The organism is Actinoplanes sp. NBC_00393 (assembly GCF_036053395.1).
GTDB lineage: Bacteria > Actinomycetota > Actinomycetes > Mycobacteriales > Micromonosporaceae > Actinoplanes.
Genome location: NZ_CP107942.1, coordinates 7,599,673 through 7,619,027 on the forward strand (window position 1 = coordinate 7,599,673; position 19,355 = coordinate 7,619,027).

At 71.6% G+C, this 19,355-nt stretch carries 14 protein-coding genes; 5 read left to right on the plus strand and 9 right to left on the minus strand.

Annotated features, from left to right (window positions below):
• Positions 1-3 precede the first annotated feature (3 nt).
• Together OHA21_RS35105 and OHA21_RS35110 are read right to left on the minus strand one after the other, a co-directional pair.
• Positions 4-3,336, minus strand: coding sequence for a bifunctional glycosyltransferase/CDP-glycerol:glycerophosphate glycerophosphotransferase (locus tag OHA21_RS35105; protein WP_328462401.1), 3,333 nt, complete (start codon positions 3,334-3,336; stop codon positions 4-6).
• Positions 3,329-5,437 carry a bifunctional glycosyltransferase/CDP-glycerol:glycerophosphate glycerophosphotransferase gene (locus OHA21_RS35110; protein ID WP_328462403.1) on the minus strand — a complete coding sequence of 703 codons (2,109 nt, stop codon included), beginning with the start codon at positions 5,435-5,437 and terminating at the stop codon, positions 3,329-3,331. The genes OHA21_RS35105 and OHA21_RS35110 overlap by 8 nt, the downstream gene beginning before the upstream one ends.
• A 132-nt stretch (positions 5,438-5,569) precedes the next feature.
• Here OHA21_RS35110 and OHA21_RS35115 point away from each other — a divergent pair, with 132 nt between their 5' ends.
• Complete coding sequence (locus tag OHA21_RS35115) at positions 5,570-6,115, plus strand: acyltransferase (protein ID WP_328462405.1); 546 nt, start codon at positions 5,570-5,572, stop codon at positions 6,113-6,115.
• Positions 6,116-6,169: 54 nt separating this feature from the next.
• Here the strand turns inward: OHA21_RS35115 and OHA21_RS35120 are convergent, their stop codons facing one another.
• Positions 6,170-7,453, minus strand: coding sequence for a nucleotide sugar dehydrogenase (locus OHA21_RS35120; protein ID WP_328462407.1), 1,284 nt, complete (start codon positions 7,451-7,453; stop codon positions 6,170-6,172).
• Positions 7,450-9,009 carry a glycosyltransferase gene (locus OHA21_RS35125; RefSeq protein WP_328462409.1) on the minus strand — a complete coding sequence of 520 codons (1,560 nt, stop codon included), beginning with the start codon at positions 9,007-9,009 and terminating at the stop codon, positions 7,450-7,452. Before OHA21_RS35125 ends, OHA21_RS35120 begins: the two co-directional genes overlap by 4 nt.
• A 353-nt stretch (positions 9,010-9,362) precedes the next feature.
• Between OHA21_RS35125 and OHA21_RS35130 the strand changes: the two genes are divergently transcribed.
• Both OHA21_RS35130 and OHA21_RS35135 read left to right on the plus strand, forming a co-directional pair.
• Positions 9,363-9,884 carry a class I SAM-dependent methyltransferase gene (locus OHA21_RS35130; protein WP_328462411.1) on the plus strand — a complete coding sequence of 174 codons (522 nt, stop codon included), beginning with the start codon at positions 9,363-9,365 and terminating at the stop codon, positions 9,882-9,884.
• Positions 9,885-9,901: 17 nt separating this feature from the next.
• The gene (locus OHA21_RS35135) at positions 9,902-10,741 is read left to right on the plus strand and encodes a hypothetical protein (protein WP_328462413.1); all 840 of its coding nucleotides are present in this window, start codon (positions 9,902-9,904) and stop codon (positions 10,739-10,741) included.
• A 9-nt stretch (positions 10,742-10,750) separates the two neighbouring features.
• Here OHA21_RS35135 and OHA21_RS35140 read toward each other — a convergent pair whose 3' ends face one another.
• Positions 10,751-12,283 carry a glycosyltransferase family 4 protein gene (locus OHA21_RS35140; RefSeq protein ID WP_442874944.1) on the minus strand — a complete coding sequence of 511 codons (1,533 nt, stop codon included), beginning with the start codon at positions 12,281-12,283 and terminating at the stop codon, positions 10,751-10,753.
• Between the two features lie 112 nt (positions 12,284-12,395).
• Between OHA21_RS35140 and OHA21_RS35145 the strand changes: the two genes are divergently transcribed.
• Positions 12,396-14,537 carry a glycosyltransferase family 1 protein gene (locus tag OHA21_RS35145; RefSeq protein ID WP_328462415.1) on the plus strand — a complete coding sequence of 714 codons (2,142 nt, stop codon included), beginning with the start codon at positions 12,396-12,398 and terminating at the stop codon, positions 14,535-14,537.
• Between the two features lie 63 nt (positions 14,538-14,600).
• Positions 14,601-15,680 (plus strand): non-hydrolyzing UDP-N-acetylglucosamine 2-epimerase, encoded by a 1,080-nt coding sequence (gene wecB, locus OHA21_RS35150; protein ID WP_328462417.1) that lies wholly within the window; start codon positions 14,601-14,603, stop codon positions 15,678-15,680.
• Between the two features lie 59 nt (positions 15,681-15,739).
• Here wecB and OHA21_RS35155 read toward each other — a convergent pair whose 3' ends face one another.
• From OHA21_RS35155 to OHA21_RS35170, 4 genes are read right to left on the minus strand one after another with little or no spacing between them, the layout of a single operon-like run.
• Entirely contained in the window at positions 15,740-16,318 is a 579-nt protein-coding gene (locus OHA21_RS35155; protein ID WP_328462419.1) for a hypothetical protein, read from the minus strand.
• Entirely contained in the window at positions 16,315-17,691 is a 1,377-nt protein-coding gene (locus tag OHA21_RS35160; RefSeq protein ID WP_328462421.1) for a glycosyltransferase, read from the minus strand. Before OHA21_RS35160 ends, OHA21_RS35155 begins: the two co-directional genes overlap by 4 nt.
• Positions 17,688-18,218, minus strand: a complete 531-nt coding sequence (locus OHA21_RS35165; protein ID WP_328462423.1) for a hypothetical protein — start codon at positions 18,216-18,218, stop codon at positions 17,688-17,690. The genes OHA21_RS35160 and OHA21_RS35165 overlap by 4 nt, the downstream gene beginning before the upstream one ends.
• A 7-nt stretch (positions 18,219-18,225) precedes the next feature.
• On the minus strand, positions 18,226-19,353 hold the full coding sequence (locus OHA21_RS35170) for a glycosyltransferase family 4 protein (protein ID WP_328478735.1): 1,128 nt from the start codon (positions 19,351-19,353) through the stop codon (positions 18,226-18,228).
• Positions 19,354-19,355 lie beyond the last annotated feature (2 nt).

Consider the following 19,355-nt stretch of genomic DNA (forward strand, 5'->3'; position numbering starts at 1 on the left):
GGCTCAACGCCCGGCCGCCAGCAGCCAGTCGACCAGCTTCGCAGCTGCTCCCCCTTCGCTACCCGAGCCGTGCGTGGCGGCGAAGGCCGACGCTCGCGCAGCGTGCCCGGCGACGATTCCCGGAATGTCCTGCAACGCCGTTACCACCTCGCCAGAAGTCCGTAACAACGGCCCGGGCGCCTCCTGCTCGAGATCGACGTTCAGACCGGGCGACGCGGTGAAGTCCGCCAGGTCCGGCACGAAGAGCAGAGCCGGACGGCCGGTGCCCGCGTAGTCGGCGAGCAGCGCCGAGTAGTCCGTGATCAACATGTCGGTGGCGAGCAGCAGTTCGCTCACCCGCGGGTAGGCGGTCACGTCCAGCACGCCGGAGACCAGGCCGGCCACGTCGTCGGGCACCGCGGGGTGGCGGCGTACCAGCAGCCGGTGCCCGGGCGGCAGCGCGGCGGAGACGGCGAGCAGGTCCAGGAACCGGCCCGGGTCGCTGGACCCGCGGCGGCGCAGGTCGGCCGGGCGGCGGGTGGGCGCGTACAGCACCAGGCGGGTGTCGTCCGGCAGGCCGAGCTGGTCCAGCACGCGTACCCGGGCGGCGGCCGGGTCGACGGTGGCGAGCGAGTCGTTGGCCGGCCGGCCGTACTCCAGGACCGGTCCGTCGAAGCAGAGCTCGCGGCGCAGCACCGGGGTGGCGGTCGGGCTCGGCGAGGCCACCGCCGTCCAGCTCGCGGCGTCCGAGCGCAGCTGCTCGATCAGGCTCTGGCCGAGCGGGTGGCCGGTGGCCAGGGCGCCGGACCGGGCGACCGGCCAGCCACCGCCGAGCCGCAGCACCACCTGGCCGGGGGCGGGCCGGAACCAGAGCGGCAGGTTGTCGTTGGTCACCACCCAGCGGCTGGTGGCCAGCGCGGCGTACCAGGCCTCGGAGTTCAGGGCGACCGGTTCGGCGCCGGCCGGCAGCGGCTGACCGCGGTCCAGGGTCCAGAGCACCGGGGGCGCGTCCGGCCGGGAGTTCAGCTCGGCCAGCACGGCCGCCGGGTCGTCGAGGAAGCGGCGGCCCGGCGCGGCGTCCAGCAGCACGACCTCGCGCAGCGCGGCCCGGCCGCTCGGCGGGAAGTGCCGGGCCAGCAGCCGGGTGTGCTCCTGCGGGCCGGTCTCCGGAACGCTCAGGTCGAGCACCGCGTGCTCGTTCTGGCCGCGCCGCAGCAGGCCCCGGACGCCGTCGATCCCCGGCCCGGTGAGCGGCAGGCCGGCCAGCGCCGACCCGTCGAGGTCCAGCGGCGCGATCGCGTCGCGATGCCGCCCAGCGGACCGGAAGTTCAGGTCCCAGCTGCCGCCGGCCAGCGGCAACGGGCCGGCCAGCGTCGGCACCGCGGCCGGGTCGATCGCCACCTCCCAGCGGCCGTCCGCGACGCGCAGCGGCAGGCCGAGGTCCTTGCGCCGGCCGCGCAGGCGCAGCAGCAGCTCGCCCTCGGCCGGCACCGGGCTGGTCCCGCCGACCACCAGGACGCCGTCCGGCCGCCACCGGGCTTCGGTGATCACCGGGCCCTGCGGGCGGGTGCCGACGGTGAGCAGACCGCTGCCGGAGAGCGCGGTGTAGACCTCGTCGGTGCCGTACGCGGTGCGCATCGGGACGTAGTCGTCGGCGGCCGGCAGCCGGGCCGGTTTGCCGGTCACCAGCTCCACCCGGAAGCGCTGGGCGTAGAGGCCGGACGCGTGGTTGTCATCGCGGACGTCCAGCGCGATCCGGCTCAGCGGGAAGCGCGCGGTGAACTCGTGACCGTCCCCGCTCAGCTCGGCCGCCACGCTGAGGGCGACGACGCCGGGCGCGCGGCACAACTGGACCCGCGCCGACTGCTCCGGGCGCCGCAGCCGGCCCTCCAGGACCAGGTCGTCGCCGTCGCGGCGGCTGCCGGTCAGCCAGCCGTCCGCCTTGACCACCGAGATCCGTACGACCCCCGAGCTGGTGGCCGTCGGCTGGACCCAGACGCCCGGGGCGACGGCGAGACGCGGCATCGGACCGGCCCAGTCGGCCGGCACCCGCAGCGGGGTCCGCCGGACGTTCAGGCCCTGCGTCATAGCGGTCACGATGGTCCAGTTGCCCCGGGTCCAGCCCTTGGCGGTACGCAGCGATTCCGGCCGGACGGTCAGCGCGAAGCCGTCCGCGTGCCGGCGGGCCCACAGCGGGATCCGGCGGGATCCGGCCGGTCCGGAGGCCCAGAACACCTTCAGGCGGCCCACCCGGCTGCCCGGTTCGGCCGGGGACCGGGCCGCGCCGGTCAGCTCCAGCTTGCCGTCCTGCCAGCGCACGGATCGCACGGTCGACTCCAGCCGGGGCAGCTGCGGTTTGCCCGCCGAGCGGTACCCGTGGTCGATCAGCTCGATCAGCTCGTCGGTACGGCCGTCGCGGATCAGCTTCCAGTGCCGGCGGATCGCGGCGGGCAGCCGGTCCACCACCGCCGGGTCCACCTGCTTCAGATAAGCCTGGGCCAGCTCCATGAACCGCGCCCGGACCTCCGGCGCGGCCGACGGCAGGAACTTGAAGTAGTTGCTCAGCTGGTCGCGGATCGACAGCTCGAGGAACTGCCGGCGCAGCTCGTCCCGGCCGGCCGCGGCGAGCGCCCGGGCGGCCAGGTCGATCGAGTGGAACCGGTCCTCGATGTTGCGCAGCTCCTTGCCGGTCTGCGTGATCGACTGCTCGGCGCCCTCGCGGAGCCGCCAGAAGTAGATCGTCTCCGCGACCACCGCGACCTTGTTCGCCAGCGCGTGCGCGGGGACGGTGACCGGCGCGTCCTCGAAGAGCCGGCCGACCGGGAACGCGAAGCCGTGCCGGTCGAAGAACGAGCGGCGGAACAGCTTGTTCCAGATGGTCCGGTCGGCGAGCAGGCTGTCCACCGTGGAGACGTGCGCCGCCAGGTCGGTCGCGACGATGGCGTGCCGGTGCGGGGAGCCTTTGCGGGTGCCCCGGGAGTTCAGGCGGAGCACTCCACCGGTGGCGAAGTCGGCACCGTCGGCCAGGGCGCCGGCCAGCAGCTCGTACGCGTGGGCGACCAGCACGTCGTCACTGTCCACGAAGGCCAGGAACTCCCCGGTCGCGGCCGGCAGCCCGGCGTTGCGGGCCGCGCTGAGGCCGCCGTTGGCCTGCCGGATGAGCCGAAAGCGGGAATCGGCCGCCACGTACTCCTCGGCGATGGCGGCCGAGGAGTCCGTCGACCCGTCGTCCACCATGATCACCTGCAGGTCGCGGTAGGTCTGCGCCCGCAGCGAGTCCAGGCAGTCGCGCAGGAACGGCGCGACGTTGTAGACCGGGACGATCACGCTGATCAGCCCGGGCACCAGCTCAGCCATCGGCGTCCCGCTCGTTCAGGAACACCCGCCGGACCACCCGCTCGGAGGCGTGCCCGTCTTCCAGCGAGCAGAACCGCTGCCGGAACCGCGCCCGCGCCTGCCGGGCGGCATCGTCGTCGATCGTGCCGCCGCGGAACGCCGCGACCAGGTCGTCGAAGGTGCGCACGAACGTGCCCGGGTGCTCGGCCGCCAGGTCGAACGAGACACCGCGGACCGCCTGGTACGTCTCCCAGTCCGGCGCGAAGATCACCAGCGGCCGGTCCAGCACCGCGTAGTCGAACATGATCGAGGAGAAGTCGGTGATCAGCGCGTCGGACGCGATCGCCAGCGTCTCGACCGACGGGTGGGTGGACACGTCGAGCACCCGCGGATGCCGCGGCGGGAAGCCGATCGAGTCGTAGAAGTAGTGGCCGCGCAGCAGGATCCGGGTGTTCGGGCCGAGCGCCTCGGCCAGCGCGTCCACATCGAGCATCGGGGTGAAGGTGGCGTGCCACTCCCGGTGCGTCGGCGCGTAGAGCACGACCTGCTCGCCGGGCTCGATGCCGAGTTCGGCGCGGGCCGCGGTCACCTCCGCCGGGCCGGCCAGGGCGAGCCGGTCGTTGCGCGGGTAGCCGACCTCCAGCGTCTCCCCCTTGATCGGGAACTGCCGGTCCCAGAGCAGGGTGGTGTGCCGGTTGGCGGTGATGCTGAAGTCCCACTTGGCGAGGTTGCGGCGCATCCGCTCCACGTTGAAGTTCTTCAGCGAGGCGGGGAAGCGGGGCTGGTCGAGACCCATGGTCTTGAGCGGGGTGCCGTGGTGCGTCTGCACCTGGATCTGGCCGGGGCGCTTCACCACGTACGGCGGGAAGGTGGCGTTGTTGACCATGTACTTGGCGCGGGCGAGGGTCCGGAAGTAGGCCCGGCTGCCGGGCACGACGGTCGGCACCCCCTCGGGGACAGCCTTGGCGCCCGGCTTGATCACCCAGACACCGCGCACGTGCGGGGCGAGCTCCCGGGCCTTCTCGTAGATCGCGGCCGGGTTGCAGGAGTAACCCCGGTACCAGTACGCCCCGTACACCGCGAGGTTCTCGTCGATCGGGCGCCGCAGCTCCCAGTGGTAGTAGGCGCGCAGCAGGCCCTTGCGCAGCGTCACCCGTGCCTTGCGGACCGCCCGCCGGGGCTTGCCCAGCACCCGGCCGGCCAGCCTGCGGCCGGCAGTCAGGGCACGGTAGAGCGGGTAGGAATGCTTGAGACGTACGCCGTTCAGCTCACCGGCCCCATGCTCGGCGAGCAGCCGGGACGTGTTCTGGAACATCGTCCGCCGCGCCTTGGCCGGTAGCAGGGAACCGTTGTCGAGGATCTTCAACAGCTCGCCGGCCGCGTGATCGAGAGCCCGGCGGCGTAGCTTCGGGTCGGCCCCGGCCAGCGCGGGCAGGCTCAGCGCTCGGCCGTACTGCGTCACGGCGTCGGCGTGCCGCGGCGATCGGGAGGCCCGCAGCGAGCCCTGGCGGTCCAGCCGGTGGATGTAGCAGGCCGGCTCAACGGTCGCCACGTCGCCGGTGGCGGCGAGCACGGCGTAGGCGAAGGCGACGTCCTCGTACAGGCCCGGCTCGAAGCGGATCCCGGCGTCGATCAGGAACTGGCGGCGGATCACCAGCGCGCCCAGCGGCGGCGGCGCGACGGTCAGCGCCTCGGCCCCGGTCCGGATCGCGGTCGGCGTGAGCCAGCGCGACACCTTGCGGTTCCACCGCTCCCGGGCCACGCCGACCACCAGGACGTCCGGCTTCTCCTCGGCGATCCGGGACTCGATCACCGGGAGCGCGTCCGGGACGATCCGGTCGTCGCCGTCGACGAACCACACGTAGTCGCCGGTGGCGCGGTCCAGGCCGGCGTTGCGTGCCGCGCCGGCGCCGCCGTTGGCCGCCAGGTGCAGGGCGACCACCCGCGGGTCGGCTGCGGCTCGCTCGTCGATCACCTCACCGGAGTGGTCCGGCGACGCATCGTCGACCGCCACGACCTCGACGTCGGTGGACCGCTGCTGCCGCAGCACAGAATCAAGACATTCTGGGAGATATCCCTGCACGTTCCACGCAGGGATGACCACGCTCAGGAAGTTCGGCATTTGTGGGCGCACACCGTCCGTGTGACAACGTCGAGAAGAGCGCCAAGGGTAACACCGGGCACATCGTGACCCGTCACCGCGAGATGGCCATCCGATTGCGACTTCAAGTCGGGGACCAGCGACACTACCTGCATGAACTCCGAAACTCAGAACTCCGCAGCCGACGAACGGCCACCGTTCGTGCACCCCACGGCCGACGTGGAGGACGGCGCTCGGATCGGCGCCGGGACGAAGGTCTGGCACCTCGCACACGTACGGTCCAGCGCGGTGGTCGGCGACGACTGCGTGATCGGCCGCAACGTCTACCTCGACGCCAACGCCGTGGTCGGCAGCCGCGTCAAGATCCAAAACAACGTGTCGGTCTACCAGGGCGTCACGATCGAAGACGAGGTCTTCGTCGGACCGTGCGTGGTCTTCACCAACGACCTGCGGCCGCGCGCCCAGAATCCGGACTGGACGATCACGCCGACCCTGATCCGGCGGGGCGCGTCGATCGGGGCCAACGCCACCCTGGTCTGCGGCACCGAGATCGGCGAATTCGCGATGATCGCGGCCGGCTCGGTGGTGACCAAGGACGTGCAGCCGTACCAGTTGGTCGCCGGCAACCCGGCCCGGCCCAAGGGCTGGGTGGACGAGAAGGGCGAGATCGTCAGCCGGGACCCGGAACGCCGTCCCTGAGAAACAGCGCGGCCCCTCAGGAGATCCTGAGGGGCCGCACTCTTCGGTCTCTCGTCAGCCGCCGATGACGACCCGGCGGATGCCGCCGAGACGCTCCGGGTCGGTGACCCGGCGGCCGTCCACGACGACCTCGACGCCCGGCAGGTCCTTGTCGGTCAGCGTCCGGTACTCGGCGTGGTCGGCCTGCACGATCGCCGCACGGACCTCCTCACCGTTCCACGCCGGCAGGCCGAGGGCGGTCAGTTCGGCGTTGCTGTACATCGGATCCGACACGTACGGCGTCGCGCCGCGCTTCGTCAGCTCCTCGACCGCGGGGAAGACGCCGGAGAACGCCGTCTCCTTGACCCCACCCCGGTACGACGCGCCGAGCACCAGCACGCTCAGGCCGGACAGGTCGCCGACGGCCGCGGCGAGCAGGTCCACCGCGTACGACGGCATGCCCGCGTTGGCCTCCCGGGCCGCCCGGACCACCGTGGCGGCCGGGTCGTTCCACAGGTAGAGCCGCGGGTAGACCGGGATGCAGTGCCCGCCGACCGCGATGCCCGGCCGGTGGATGTGGCTGTACGGCTGGGTGTTGCAGGCGTCGATCACCAGGTTCACGTCGATGTCGAGCGTGTCCGCGTACCGGGCGAACTGGTTGGCCAGGCCGATGTTGACGTCGCGGTAGGTGGTCTCGGCGAGCTTCGCCAGCTCGGCCGCCTCGGCGCTGCCCAGGTCCCACACGCCGTTCGGCCGGTCCAGGTCGGGCCGCTCGTCGAAGTCGAGCACCGCCTCGTAGAACTCGACGCCCCGCTGGGCCGACGTCGCGTTGACGCCGCCGACGAGCTTCGGGTACTTGCGCAGGTCGGCGAAGACCCGGCCGGTGAGCACCCGCTCCGGGCTGAACACCAGGTCGAAGTCCTGACCGGCCACCAGGCCGGAACCCTCCTGCAGCAGCGGCGCCCAGCGGTCCCGCGTGGTGCCCACCGGCAGGGTGGTCTCGTAGCTGACCAGCGTGCCCGGGCGCAGCCCACGGGCGATGTCCCGGGTCGCCGACTCCATCCAGCCGAAGTCCGGCTTGCCGTCGGCGTCGACGAAGAGCGGCACGACCACGACGACCGCGTCCGACTCGGCGACCGCGGCCGCGGTGTCGGTGGTCGCGGTGAGCAGCCCGGCGCCGACCGCCTGCTTCAGCTTGACGTCCAGGTCGGCCTCGCCCGGGAACGGCACCAGACCTTCGTTGACGGTACGCACCGTCGACTCGGAGACGTCGGCGCCGAGCACGGTGTGGCCCTTACTGGCGAACTGGACAGCGAGCGGGAGCCCGATCTTCCCGAGCGCCACGACACAGATCTTCATGCGGGGGTCTTTCCTCCTTGGCGTGGCCCGAGGACGGGCCGCAGCTTCCGTACCAGACGGCCGGCGAGACGTCGCGGACCGAACGTGCTCACCACGACCGTCAGCCGTGCTTTGCTGTTCGTCCGGAGCGCGACGGTGTAGAAGCGTAGACCGTTGCGGTAGCGGACGGTAACCACCGCCGGGGGAATGACGGTGAGGTCACGAGTTATCGCAGGCTCTGCAGCGGAATGCCGGAATTTGACCGGCCGGCCCTTCCAGGACGCGGCCAGATCGGTGAGCGCGAACTCGGCACGAATCCGCAGGCCGCCGTCGACCGGCTCGGCCGTCAGGCTCCGCGCCTTCTGGCTGCCGATCGAGACCGACGCGCCCGGGCCGAGCGCCGGCAGGTGGCTGTGCCACTCCAACCGGAGGACTCCCTCACCGAGAGTCACCGTGGCGGGCTCACGCTGCACCGCGGCCGAGGACTCGCCAGCGGTCGCCTCGAACCACGCGTCGGGGAAGTCCTTCGCCGGGTCGCGGAAGCCGGGGAAGGCGACGTAGTAGCGGTCGCCCTCGATCACCAGCGGGCCGAGGCCGTGTTCCGCGTAGTGCTCCGCGACCGCCTCCAGGTCCTCCAGCGACCCGTGCTGCGCGATCGAGATCGGCACCCGCCGGTGCACGTCCAGACTGGCCCGCATCTCCTCGGTCAGGTATGCCTCGGCGAGCTTGCGCACGCCCTCGTGCACCTGCCGCCGCTCCTCCGGGCCGGCGGCCACGAAGCGGGCGCTGACCAGCTTGTAGACCTCCCAGGTGAAGTTGCGGCGCAGCACCCGGTGGCGGCTCTCCGGATCGGTCACCACGTCGGCCACGGTGTCCATCACGACCTCGGCGTCCTGCAGGAACCGGGTCACCGGAGTGCCGTACGTGATGTTGCTGTCGTCCTGGCGCCGGACCGCGTAGTAGAAGTCGTAGTCGGCGCGGACCGCGATCCGCCGGGCGGCCACCACGGCCCGCAGGGTGAACGGCTGGTCGCTGTAGGAGCGCAGCTGCTCCGGGTAGCGGATGCCGTTCTCCTCGATCATCGAGCGGCGGAACAGCTTGGTGTTGGACAGCGCCCAGGGCAGCGCCGAGTCGGCCAGGGTGATCGAGTTCTTGTTGCCGGGCTTGTAGACGGCCTGGTTCACGTAGCGGCCGCCGGCGCCGACCATCCGGCCCAGCACGATGTCGGCGTCCAGCTTGTCGGCGGTGGCGACGAGCCGCTGCATCGCCTCGGGACCCAGGTGGTCGTCGGCGCCGATGAAGAACACGTAGCGCCCGGTGGCGATGTCCAGCGCCCGGTTGCTCGGCTTGGCCGGACCGCCCGAGTTGGCCTGGTGCAGCACCTTGATCGTGCCCGGGTAGCGCTCCGCCCAGCGGTCGAGCTCCTCGCCGCCGCCGTCGGTGGAGCCGTCGTCGACCGCGATGACCTCCAGGCGGTCGAGGCCGATGGTCTGCTGCACGAGAGAGGTGAGGCACTCGGTCAGGTACGGCATCGTGTTGTAGACGGCGACCACGACGCTGACGTCGGGCACGCTCACCGCTGGCACCTGCTTTTTCCTCCAGACCCCCGCTCGAGGGGCGAGGCGCAGTGGAGTGTATGCCATGGTTTCACCATCGTTAACCGGGCGAGGAACTCCTCCCGTGCCGTTTCCCAGCAGCTTCCCCGGAAGTCAACTCGTGTTCAGGGCCGCGACGGCGGACTTTCGTCCCGTTTCCGGCGTATACATAGTGTCGCCCTGTTCACTCGCGCAACGAAGGCGGTACGCCCCACATGGCGCTCCTCAGCGACGCGGAGGCGTCGGCGTACTGGAACCAGAGACACCAGCAGGAGAGTGATCTGCGTTCCGGTGGCCACATATCTTTCGACGAGGCGACCAACCGGATGTTCTACATGCGGCGGCTGAGCCTGCTGATGGACCTGGTCGGCCTGCAGTCCTCTCCCACCGCACCGCTCTATCTGCTGGACGCCGGCTGCGGCAAGGGCTGGTTCAGCCGGGAGCTCGCCCGGTTCGGCCACCGGGTCGACGGGATCGACGGCAGCGAGGCCGCGCTGGAGAACGCCCGGCAGAACGGTGGCGGGCCGCGGTACCACCAGTCGTCGCTCTCCGGATGGCGCAGCCCCTGGCTGTACGACGTGGTGCTCTGCGTCGACGTGCTGTTCCACATCCTCGACGACGGCGAGTGGGAGCGATCGGTACGCAATCTCGCGTCCCTGGTCCGCCTCGGCGGCCGGCTGGTCGTCGCCGACTGGGACGCCGACCACGACGAGCCGATGGGCAACTACCAGGTGCTCCGCGGCCGGAACACGTACCTGCCGCTGCTCTCCGCGCTGGGGATGCGGCTCGACGGGTATCACCCGTACGACTTCCGGCGCAGCGTCATCGGCTTCTACGCCTTCACCCGTACCAGCTGAACGATCGGCGAGAACACATGCTCATCAAGGAACTGCCGGCCCTGGCCGGCGAGGCGACCACGCTCGTCTGGGCCGGCGACGACAGCCGGGCGGAGGAGCTGCTGGCCGGCCTGCTGAACGGGCAGGACGGGATCCGGCGGTTGCCGTACGACCCGGACGGCACCGACGCCTTCGACACGGACACCCTCGTCGTGGCCTTCGCCGGGCCGGATCTCGCTGCGGATCAGCTGGCCGCGACGCTGCGGAGGCTCGCGCCCGGCGGCCGGGTGGTGCTGCTGCTCGGCTGGCCGGTGGACGAGCTTCCCTACCACGTCCTGCTGGACCCGCTCGTCGAGGCGGGATGCCAGGTGCTGCAGGCGGTGCCGGTGGACCGGGCGAACCGGCACGGCGTCCACTGCGCCGTCGTCGCGGCCCGGGTGGAGCGGTTGGCGCCGTTGCGGTCGTACCTGGACGACAGCCCGATCACCCTGGGCGGGGCGGAGCCGGAGCTGCGTACGCTGCTGCGGCTGACCGGTGAACACCTCTTCGGCGACCTGGTCGCCCGCCCGCTGCGCCGTCAGCTGGCCGACCTGCGCGATCGCGTCGACACCCAGCAGAAGCGGATCCGGGAGCTGGAGGCGGCCGTCCGGACCGCCGACGCCAAGGTCGCCGGTCTGGAGGAGCGGCACACCGCCGTGCAGGAGAAGCTCGCCACCACCCGGGCCAAGCTCGCCACCGCCCAGGAGCGGCTGACCCAGCTGCGGTCGTCCACCACGTTCCAGGTGGGATACACGATCGTCGAGGGCGCCCGCCGGCCGGCACGCGCACTGGTGTCGGTGCCGACCGGACTGGTCCGGGCCTGGCGCAACCGTGGCTGACCCGCGGGCTCAGGCCTGGTCGAGCAGCTCCCGGTACACCGAGTTCAGCACATTCGCCTGGGCCTCCCAGGTCCATCCGTCGAGCAGGCCCGGCTTGTCGTACGCCGCTCGATAGCGATCCGGATCGTCCAGGACCGCCTGCACCGCCCGCAGGTAGTCGTCGAGATCCTCGGCCTTGAACACCTCGCCCTGCCCGGTTGCCCGCACGGTGGCGGACATCGTCCGGACGTCGCTGACCACCAGCGGCAGCCGGGCATGCGAGTACTCGAAGAACTTGGTGATCAGGGCGATCTCGTGGTTCGGCCAGTGGTGGATCGGGATGACGCCCACGTCCGCCCCGGACAGCATCGGCACCACCTGCCAGTGCGGCACGTACGGCAGGAAGTGCACCCGGTCCAGCACGCCGAGCTCACCGGCTCGCTTGCGCAACCCGGTCATGAACCCGCCGGTCTGGTTGTTGGTGACCAGGGCGACGTGCACGCCGGGCTGCTGCGGTAGCGCCTCGATCATGATGGCCAGGCCACGCTGCGGCGCGGCGGCTCCGCTGTAGACCAGCAGCGGCACGTCCGGTCCCACCTCGCACATCGCGCGCAGGTCGGCGGCCGGCGCGTCGACGTCGACACCCTCGATCAGCTCGTGCGGAGCGTGCTCGACGGCCGGGGTGTTCAGCACGACCCGCGGCCGCTCCTTGAGACCGTGCGTCTCCTGTAGCATGCCGGCCAGGTCGTCGGAGACGGTGATGGCGGCGTCCGCGTACGGCACGTACTCCTTCTCGTGGAGGATGTGCGCGGCCCGCCACCGCAGGTTGTCGGTCCACGGCCGGACGCCCGGCAGGAACTCGTGCGCGTCCCAGACCAGCTTGATGTCACGGCCGTCGGCCTTGGCCCGCATCTTGGCCCGGGCGCCCACGCCGAGCATCCGGAAGTCGTTCGCGTGGATCAGGTCGGGCGCCAGCTCGTCGATCACCGGCCCGTACGCCAGCTCCCAGTCCCAGAGCTGCGGCTCGAGCTTGCGCCAGGCGCCTTCGCCCTGCACCGTGCTCCAGAACCACGCGTAGAACTTGTCGCTCGGCGTGTCCAGCTTCTTCCGCGCCCGTGCGGCCTTCCTGGTCTGCCGCTGGCGGATCGCCACCCAGCGGCCGAGCGCCCGGGCGGCGTGCCACTGCGCCTCGACCGAGGGCCGGCGTGTGCCGTCGGGCTCCGCCAGCCGGCTCATGCTCAGGTCGGCCTTCCACGCCTTGACCTGCTGCACGCGGTTCTCGGCGACACCGGTCTGCGGGTACGCGAGCGGGGCCATCAGCCAGCGGCGGCGGAACTCGTGCGGGCGCTTGCCCAGCAGGAAGGGCGTACGCAGCAGCCGGACCTTGGCCGGGCCCAGCGTCCAGGTGTGCTCCTTGTTGTCCGGCGACTTGCCGAGCAGGGTCACGTCCCAGCCCGCCTCGGCCGCGGAGCGCGCTTCCTTCTGTACCCGCGAGTCGCCGTTCACGCTGTTGTCCACCAGCATGACGATCCTGCGCTGCCCTGGCGCCACGTCGGAACTCATGAAGCTGCTACTCCCTCGTCTCTGCCCCGCCGATGCGAGGTGAGGCGGTCCACGCTATAGCGTAGATTCGAGTGTCGGTCTCGCATCCCCCACTCAGAGGCGCACACACCTTATGACACAGCGATTCGCCACGGTGCTGATCGTCTCCGCCGAAGCGCCTGCCACGCCGGAGGCCGTCGCCGAGGCGGTGGCCCGGATGCATGCCGGCGGGGCCCAGGTGACGATCGCCGCCGGATGCCCCACCGACCAGATCACGATCATGCCCGGCACCGCCGAGATCCTCGCGGTGCGCGATGCGCAGAGCCTGCCCGCCGACGCCCGGCGCGAGCACCAGGCGGCCCGCGCCGGTCACCAGCTCTGGCTGCGGGTCCGGCAGGACGCGGAGCTGCGCCGGCGGGCCGCGACGGCGGAGGTGCTCGTCGCGCTGGACCCGGCAGCGGCCACGGCCGTACGCCAACTGGGCCGCCGCAACCGAGCCGCCGACACCGTGTTCGACCTGCCGTCCGCCTCCGCGGTGCTGGCCGAGCGCGCCGCCCGCCCGTCCAAGTACGCGGCCCGCCGCGTCCTGCGGATCGGCCCGAGCCCCGTGGTGGCGGTGGACGCGATCCGGCAGCGGGCCAAGCGGCTCGCCGACAAGGCGGGCGACCGGGTCGTCGGCAAGGCGCTGACCTTCCCGCCCGGCCTGCGCGCCGGTCAGGCCCTGCTGGGCGCGCGCGGTCTCAGCGACACCCGGCGGGAGAACCTGGGCCGGCAGGTGATCGGCCGGCTGACCCGGCTGGGCCTGCCCGCCGAGGCGACCGCGGCCCGGGTGAGCGTCGCGCAGCGGATGAGCAGGCTCGAGGTCCGGGCCAAGATGCTGATGGCCGCGGCCAAGGACGAGCTGGCCGCCGGCCGCATCCCGGAGTTCCTCACCGAGGCCGCGACGGCCAAGCTGGCCGTCGCCGACCAGCAGCTCGCCCGCGCCGACTTCGACGCGGCGACCCGCTCGGTGAACCAGGTCATGCAGCTGCTCTTCCACCGGGCCGTGCACTTCGACTGGCTGACCTCGCCGATGGCGCCGGACCCGACCGGGTATCTCGCGCCGCTGCACGACAGCCGGGTGGGACAGACCATGGCCGCGCCCCGCGGGCGCCGGACCCCGGCCGCGCCGCCGCCCACCGACCGGCCGCACCGGCTGCTCTTCGTCAGCCGGGGCAACGAGAACTTCCTCGGGACCATCCGGGAGCGCTATCAGGAGAGCCCGGACTTCGAGGTACGGACCCTGGACCTCCTCGCCGACCCGGAGAAACAGGAGCTGTCCCGGGTCCCGGCGATGCTCAAACACAAGCTGGGCGGCGACCCGGAGTACGCCGAGCGGATCCAGGAGTGGTTCGCGCCGCACCTCGAGTGGGCCGACACGGTCTTCGTCGAGTGGTGCCTCATGCAGGCCGCGCTGTTCACCGTGATCGACCCGGGCACCACCCGGATCATCGTCCGGCTGCACCTGTTCGAGGCGTTCACGATGTTCCCGCACCTGGTCGACATGTCGCGCATCGACGACTTCGTCTTCGTCTCGGAGCCGCTGCTCGACTACACCCTGGACGTGGCGCCCCGCCTGCGCGAACCCGGCGGACCGCGTACCCGGGTGGTCACCAACGCGGCCCGGCTGGACCGCTACCGCCGGCCCAAGAACCCGGACGCCCGGTTCACGCTGGCCCAGATCGGCCAGAGCCGGATCGCCAAGGACCCGCGCTGGACCTTCGAGGTGCTGCGCGGGCTGCGCCGGCACGACGAGCGGTACAACCTCGTCCTGATCGGCGCGGACCTGGACGGCTTGCCGACCCCGCAGGCCGCCGACTACGCCCGGGAGTACACCCGGGAGCTGGCCGAGTTCGAGATGCAGGGCGCGGTCCGGCGGATCGGGCAGACCGACGACGTGCCGGGCGCGCTCACCGACGTCGGTGTGATCCTCAGCGCCTCGGTACGGGAGAGCTTCCACCTCGGCGTGATCGAGGGCGCGGCCAGCGGCGCGGTGCCGGTGGTCCGGGACTGGCCGTTCTTCGCCGGCCGTACGCACAGCGCCCGCAGCATCTTCCCGGCCGACTGGATGGTGGAGACCCCGGCCCAGGCCGTGGAACGGATCCTGGCGCACACCGCCACCGAGGAGATCTGGCGCAAGACCGGCGAGGCCGCCGCCGAGCACGCGGCGGTGACATGGGACTGGTCCGTCGTCCAGGAACAGTACGATGAGCTGCTCCAGAACCCGGCGGGGTGAAGCGCGCAACCTTCCTCACGTATCGTGTGCCGCGGCTCGCAACCGATCAGCGCTAGGAGCAGCGTGAAAGTCCTCAGTGTGGTGGGCGCTCGCCCGCAGTTGGTGAAATTGGCCCCGATCGCCGCCGCCTTCGGCGCGACCGAGCACGAGCACGTCATCGTGCACACCGGCCAGCACTACGACGCCGACCTCTCTGACGTCTTCTTCTCCGGTCTCGGCATCCCCGACCCGGACGTCCACCTCGGGGTCGGCTCGGGCAGCCACGGCGTGCAGACCGGCGCCGTGCTCTCCGCGATGGACGCCGTGCTGGATCGGGAGAAGCCCGACTGGGTCCTGGTGTACGGCGACACCAACTCCACCCTCGCCGGCGCCGTCTCCGCGGTGAAGCTGCACTACCGGGTCGCGCACCTGGAGGCCGGCCTGCGCTCGTTCAACCGCCGGATGCCGGAGGAGCACAACCGGGTGCTCACCGACCACGCGGCGGACCTGCTGCTGGCGCCCACCGAGGAGGCCATGCGCCACCTCGCCGCCGAGGGGCTGTCCGAGCGTTCGGTGCTGGTCGGTGACGTGATGGTCGACGTCTGCCTGCGCATCCGTGACGCGGTGACGGCCGGCGAGCACCCCCGTCCGGAGCTGCCGGCCGGCATCGACCCGAACTCGCCGTACCTTCTCGCCACCCTGCACCGGGCGGAGAACACCGACGACCCGGAACGGCTCGCCGCGCTGATCGAGTCGCTGGCCTCGCTGCCCGTTCCGGTGGCGCTGCTCGCCCACCCGCGCCTGGTCGCCCGGGCGGAGAGCTACGGCCTGAAGCTGACCCAGGGCTCGCTGTACGCCGGTCGCCCGCTGCCGTACGCCGGAATGGTCGCCGCCGTGCTCGGCTCGGCCGGCGTCGTCACCGACTCCGGCGGTCTGCAGAAGGAGGCGTACCTTCTGGCCCGGCCGTGCACCACGCTGCGCCCGGAGACCGAATGGGTGGAGACCCTGGTCGGCGACTGGAACCGGCTGATCCCGGACCCGTGGACGCTCGGCGCCGACTGGGCCGCCGCGGCGACCCGTCCGGCGCCCACCTCCGACCGTGGCGAGCCGTACGGTGACGGCCGCGCCGCGCACCGGGTCGTCGAGGTGCTCTCGCAGCGCTGACCCACAGACGAGAAAGGGCAGGGGCGGCGATCTGCTGCCCCTGCCCTTTTCGATGTCCCCTATGCGATCCAGGGCTTGCGATCGAGCGCCTTCGTCGCCTGCACGTTCGGATAGCGCTTGGCGATCCGCCAGGCGAGCGGCAGAGCCGCCGCGTCGGCCGCCACGATCCGGTCGGCGTTGCCGATGTCGAAGGTGAGCGCCTGCTTGCGGCTGCGCGGGATCAGCAGCAGCGGGCGCGCCTGCTTGAACACCGGCCAGAAGATCTTGTTGTGGATGCCCTTCGAGACCCGGCTCTGCCGGCGACGGACCGCCAGCGCGGTCCGGTCCAGCAGCCGCAGACGCTCGCCCTCGCGGGTGATCGCGCGGGTCTTGCCGAACACCTTGGACGGTACGTCGAAGACCAGCTTCCGCTCGACCCAGCGCAGCGGCAGTCCGTACATCTCGCTCTTGAAGACCGGGCGCGCGTTGACCAGCGGGCCGAACTCGGTGCCCTCCAGCGTGCGGTTCTCCACGACGAGCAGGTCGACCCGCACGCCGGCGTTGGTCAGATCGTCGATGTAGGACTGCACCCGCCGGGACAGCTTGTAGCTCAGCGTCAGCACCACGACGCGCGGCTGAGCCGCGGACGGCTCGCTCATGCCTGCACCTCCGCCGCGGGAATCGGCCGGCGCACCATGCCCCGGATCGCGTGTTCCAGTGGGTCCAGCAGCTTGTCGCGCTGGAACCGGTCGGCGTACGCCCGGGCCTCGGCCTGCTGCTGCGGAGTCAGCGTGCGGGCGGCCCGGCCGGCCTCCACCATCGACTTGGCCACCTGGCCCGGGTCCAGGCTGTCCGCGGTGAACCAGAGCGGATAGCCCTCCAGCACCTCACGGGCGGCGATCTCCGGCGCGTGCACCGAGACGATCGGCTTGCCCGCGGCCATGTATTCGAAGATCTTGCCGGAGGTCACGTACTTGCCGCCGGCGGCCAGGAAGACCAGGACGTCGTTGTGCTCGTAGACCCCGGCCACCTCGGTCTTGGAGACCGGGCCGCGCAGGCGCAGACCGTGGTCCGACTCCGGGTCCGGCTCGCCCTTGGCGTCCAGGCCCAGCAGCGGCAGGAAGGCGGCGTGGCTCTGCTTGAAGAAACCGAGATGTCCATGGATGTTCAGCTCGGCGTCATGCAGGTCGGGGTACTCCCGGGCCTGACGGAACGCCTCGGCCATCTCGACCACCGGCTGCTTCGAGGTGACGGTGCCGAGGTAACCGAAGCGCAGTGGACGGTTCGCACTCTCCGCGCCGTCGCCGGCCGCGACCTCCAGCAGGTCGGGGTCCCAGCCGTTCGGCACCACGAGCATCCGGTCGGCGGAGGCCGGGTAGCGGTCGGCGTGCCAGGCCCGCAGCGCGTTGTTGACGAACACGGTGGCGCTGGAGTCGCCGATGATCCGCTTCTCCCACCGCCAGGCAGCGTGCTCGGGCGGGAACGCGGGCTCGTCGCTGAACAGATCGAGCGTCCAGGAATCGCGGTAGTCGGCGACGTACGGAATCCCGGTCTTCTTGTTGATCTCCCAGGCCGCGGCGAAGGCCGCGAACGGGTTGCCGGTGGCCAGCACCGCGTCGAACTTCTCGGTCTTGTGCATCCGCAGCGCCTTGGTCACGGAGTCACGGGCCCAGGAGGCGTAGACCTCCGGGAAGTAGCGGTCCTCACGCCACTGCCGCAGCTTCTTCGCCGCCTCCGGGAGGGTGCCCTCCAGCCAGGTCATGTTGTGCAGCTCGTTCTCCCAGCGGGAGAGGTCCAGCTCGGGGCGCTCCACCTTGATCCGGGGGTCGACCGTCTCGGAGAGCTTCTCGTCGACCGAACCGATCACGTGGTACAGGAACCGCAGCGGAGCGGCGAAGACGGTGACGTCCCAGCCCGCGGCGGCGAAGTGGTTGGCGGTGGCACGGGCGCGGTAGACACCGCTGGCCCGCGAGGGCGGGAAGTAGAAGGCGATGTAGAGCAGCCGGGGCGGCTTCGGTCTGCTGGAGGTCATACCTTTCCCTTGTCCGAGTTAGCCGGCGTGACCAACTGGTCGATGCGGAACGCGACGCGCTCGGAGCCGATCAGCTCCCGGGCGACCGGGAAGGAAATGGGGTCGGTCACCACAAAGGCATCGTATGGCCCGCCGGCACGAACCTGGGCAGCCAGGGCTCGCTTCTGCTGATCCGGCCACGCCTTGCGGTAGACGGGCAGGAAGACCTTGCGGTGCATCCGGTTGGCGACCCGCTTCTCGTACGCCCCGATCCATCGTTTCGGGCTGCGCTTGAGCACCCGGGCGGCCCGGGCCAGGACGAACCGCGGGCCGCGGAAGAGCACGACCTGCTCGGCACGCAACGGCCAGTGGGTGTCGGGTGACGGGAGCGCGAGTACGCGTACGCCGGGCGCGAACGTCTCGGCCGACCAGGCCGAGCGGCTAGTGACCAGCACCACCGCGCGGCCGCCGTGCTCGACGACCCGCCGGCTCTCCTCGATCACCGCACGCCGGCGGTTGGCTCCGAGAGCCAGAAAAAGTACCTGCATGAGATCCCTACCGGGTCTGACCGGAGTACGAGGATGCGAACCAGGCTGCTTGGTGACTGCGTGCGACGGCACCATAACCATACCGGTCGGCGAGGACGGCTCGAGCGTGCGCTTGGTCCAGCCCGGACGGGAAGCGGCCGCGCAGCCGCTGATAACCGGCGATCAGGGCGTCCGGCGCGTCCTCGATCTCGACGAGCTCGCCGGCGTCCGCCTCGATGCCCGCGAGAGTCTGCTCCGGACCACCGCTGCGGGTGATCAGGACCGGCATGCCGGCCGCCAGCGCTTCGATGATCACCACGCCGAACGTCTCGTACCGGCTCGGGTGCACCAGCAGGTCGTGCTCGCGCATCAGCTCGAGGGCCTGCTCCGGCGCCAGCGCGCCGGTCAGCGTGATCGCGTCCGCGACGCCCAGCTCGGCGGCGCGCTCGGTGAGCCAGCCGTTCAGCTCGCCGGTGCCGACCACGGTCAGGGTGAGCGACGGGTCGTCGGCGCGGCAGGCCGCGAAGGCCTCCAGCAACCAGCGCACGCCCTTGCGCTCGATCAGGCCGCCGACGAACAGCCAGCGGCGCAGCTCGGTCACCGGCTCCGCGCGGGGCACGTCGAAGTCGATCGGGTTGGCGATCAGCTTCAGTTTCGCCTCGTGCTCCGGGAACGCCTCGGCGAGCTGCTGGCGCAGCTCGTCGCCGACCACGAAGAACGCCTCGCAGGCGGCGAGCACCTCGGCGTAGCCGGCCCGGCCGTCCGGCTCGGCCAGCATCCGGTCCAGGAAGGTGGCGTGCTCGGTGACGAACAGCCGGGCGTCCGGGCGCATGTTGCGCAGCGCCGGGATGCCGCCGAGCAGGCCGACGTGGGCGTGCACCACCGCGGCGTCGATCGGCTTGCCACCGAGGGCGCCGCCGAGGGCGTCCGCCGCCCGGCGGGCCTGTTCGGCGAAGGGCAGGGCGCGAGGCATGGCGACCGGCGCGGTGACCAGCGCGGCGCCGCCCACCGTTTCGGCCGGAACCGCGGCGTACGCCCACAGCTCCGAAACCGCCTCCTGGATGGCCGCGTCCTCGGCTGCGGACAGCCGGCTCACCCAGGAGTCGCAGTGATAGACGGTCATGGTGTCGGCGACCGGTGCGGTCGCCTCCACCATGG

What these genes read in the sequence shown, in the direction of transcription:
- OHA21_RS35115 (WP_328462405.1), top strand. Translation starts at nt 5,570, where the DNA reads ATGAACTCCGAAACTCAGAACTCCGCAGCCGACGAACGGCCACCGTTC.
- OHA21_RS35170 (WP_328478735.1), bottom strand. Translation starts at nt 19,353, where the DNA reads ATGGTGGAGGCGACCGCACCGGTCGCCGACACCATGACCGTCTATCAC.
- OHA21_RS35165 (WP_328462423.1), bottom strand. Translation starts at nt 18,218, where the DNA reads ATGCAGGTACTTTTTCTGGCTCTCGGAGCCAACCGCCGGCGTGCGGTG.
- OHA21_RS35145 (WP_328462415.1), top strand. Translation starts at nt 12,396, where the DNA reads ATGACACAGCGATTCGCCACGGTGCTGATCGTCTCCGCCGAAGCGCCT.
- OHA21_RS35160 (WP_328462421.1), bottom strand. Translation starts at nt 17,691, where the DNA reads ATGACCTCCAGCAGACCGAAGCCGCCCCGGCTGCTCTACATCGCCTTC.
- OHA21_RS35120 (WP_328462407.1), bottom strand. Translation starts at nt 7,453, where the DNA reads ATGAAGATCTGTGTCGTGGCGCTCGGGAAGATCGGGCTCCCGCTCGCT.
- OHA21_RS35155 (WP_328462419.1), bottom strand. Translation starts at nt 16,318, where the DNA reads ATGAGCGAGCCGTCCGCGGCTCAGCCGCGCGTCGTGGTGCTGACGCTG.
- OHA21_RS35110 (WP_328462403.1), bottom strand. Translation starts at nt 5,437, where the DNA reads ATGCCGAACTTCCTGAGCGTGGTCATCCCTGCGTGGAACGTGCAGGGA.
- OHA21_RS35135 (WP_328462413.1), top strand. Translation starts at nt 9,902, where the DNA reads ATGCTCATCAAGGAACTGCCGGCCCTGGCCGGCGAGGCGACCACGCTC.
- OHA21_RS35130 (WP_328462411.1), top strand. Translation starts at nt 9,363, where the DNA reads ATGCGGCGGCTGAGCCTGCTGATGGACCTGGTCGGCCTGCAGTCCTCT.
- OHA21_RS35105 (WP_328462401.1), bottom strand. Translation starts at nt 3,336, where the DNA reads ATGGCTGAGCTGGTGCCCGGGCTGATCAGCGTGATCGTCCCGGTCTAC.
- OHA21_RS35140 (WP_442874944.1), bottom strand. Translation starts at nt 12,283, where the DNA reads ATGAGTTCCGACGTGGCGCCAGGGCAGCGCAGGATCGTCATGCTGGTG.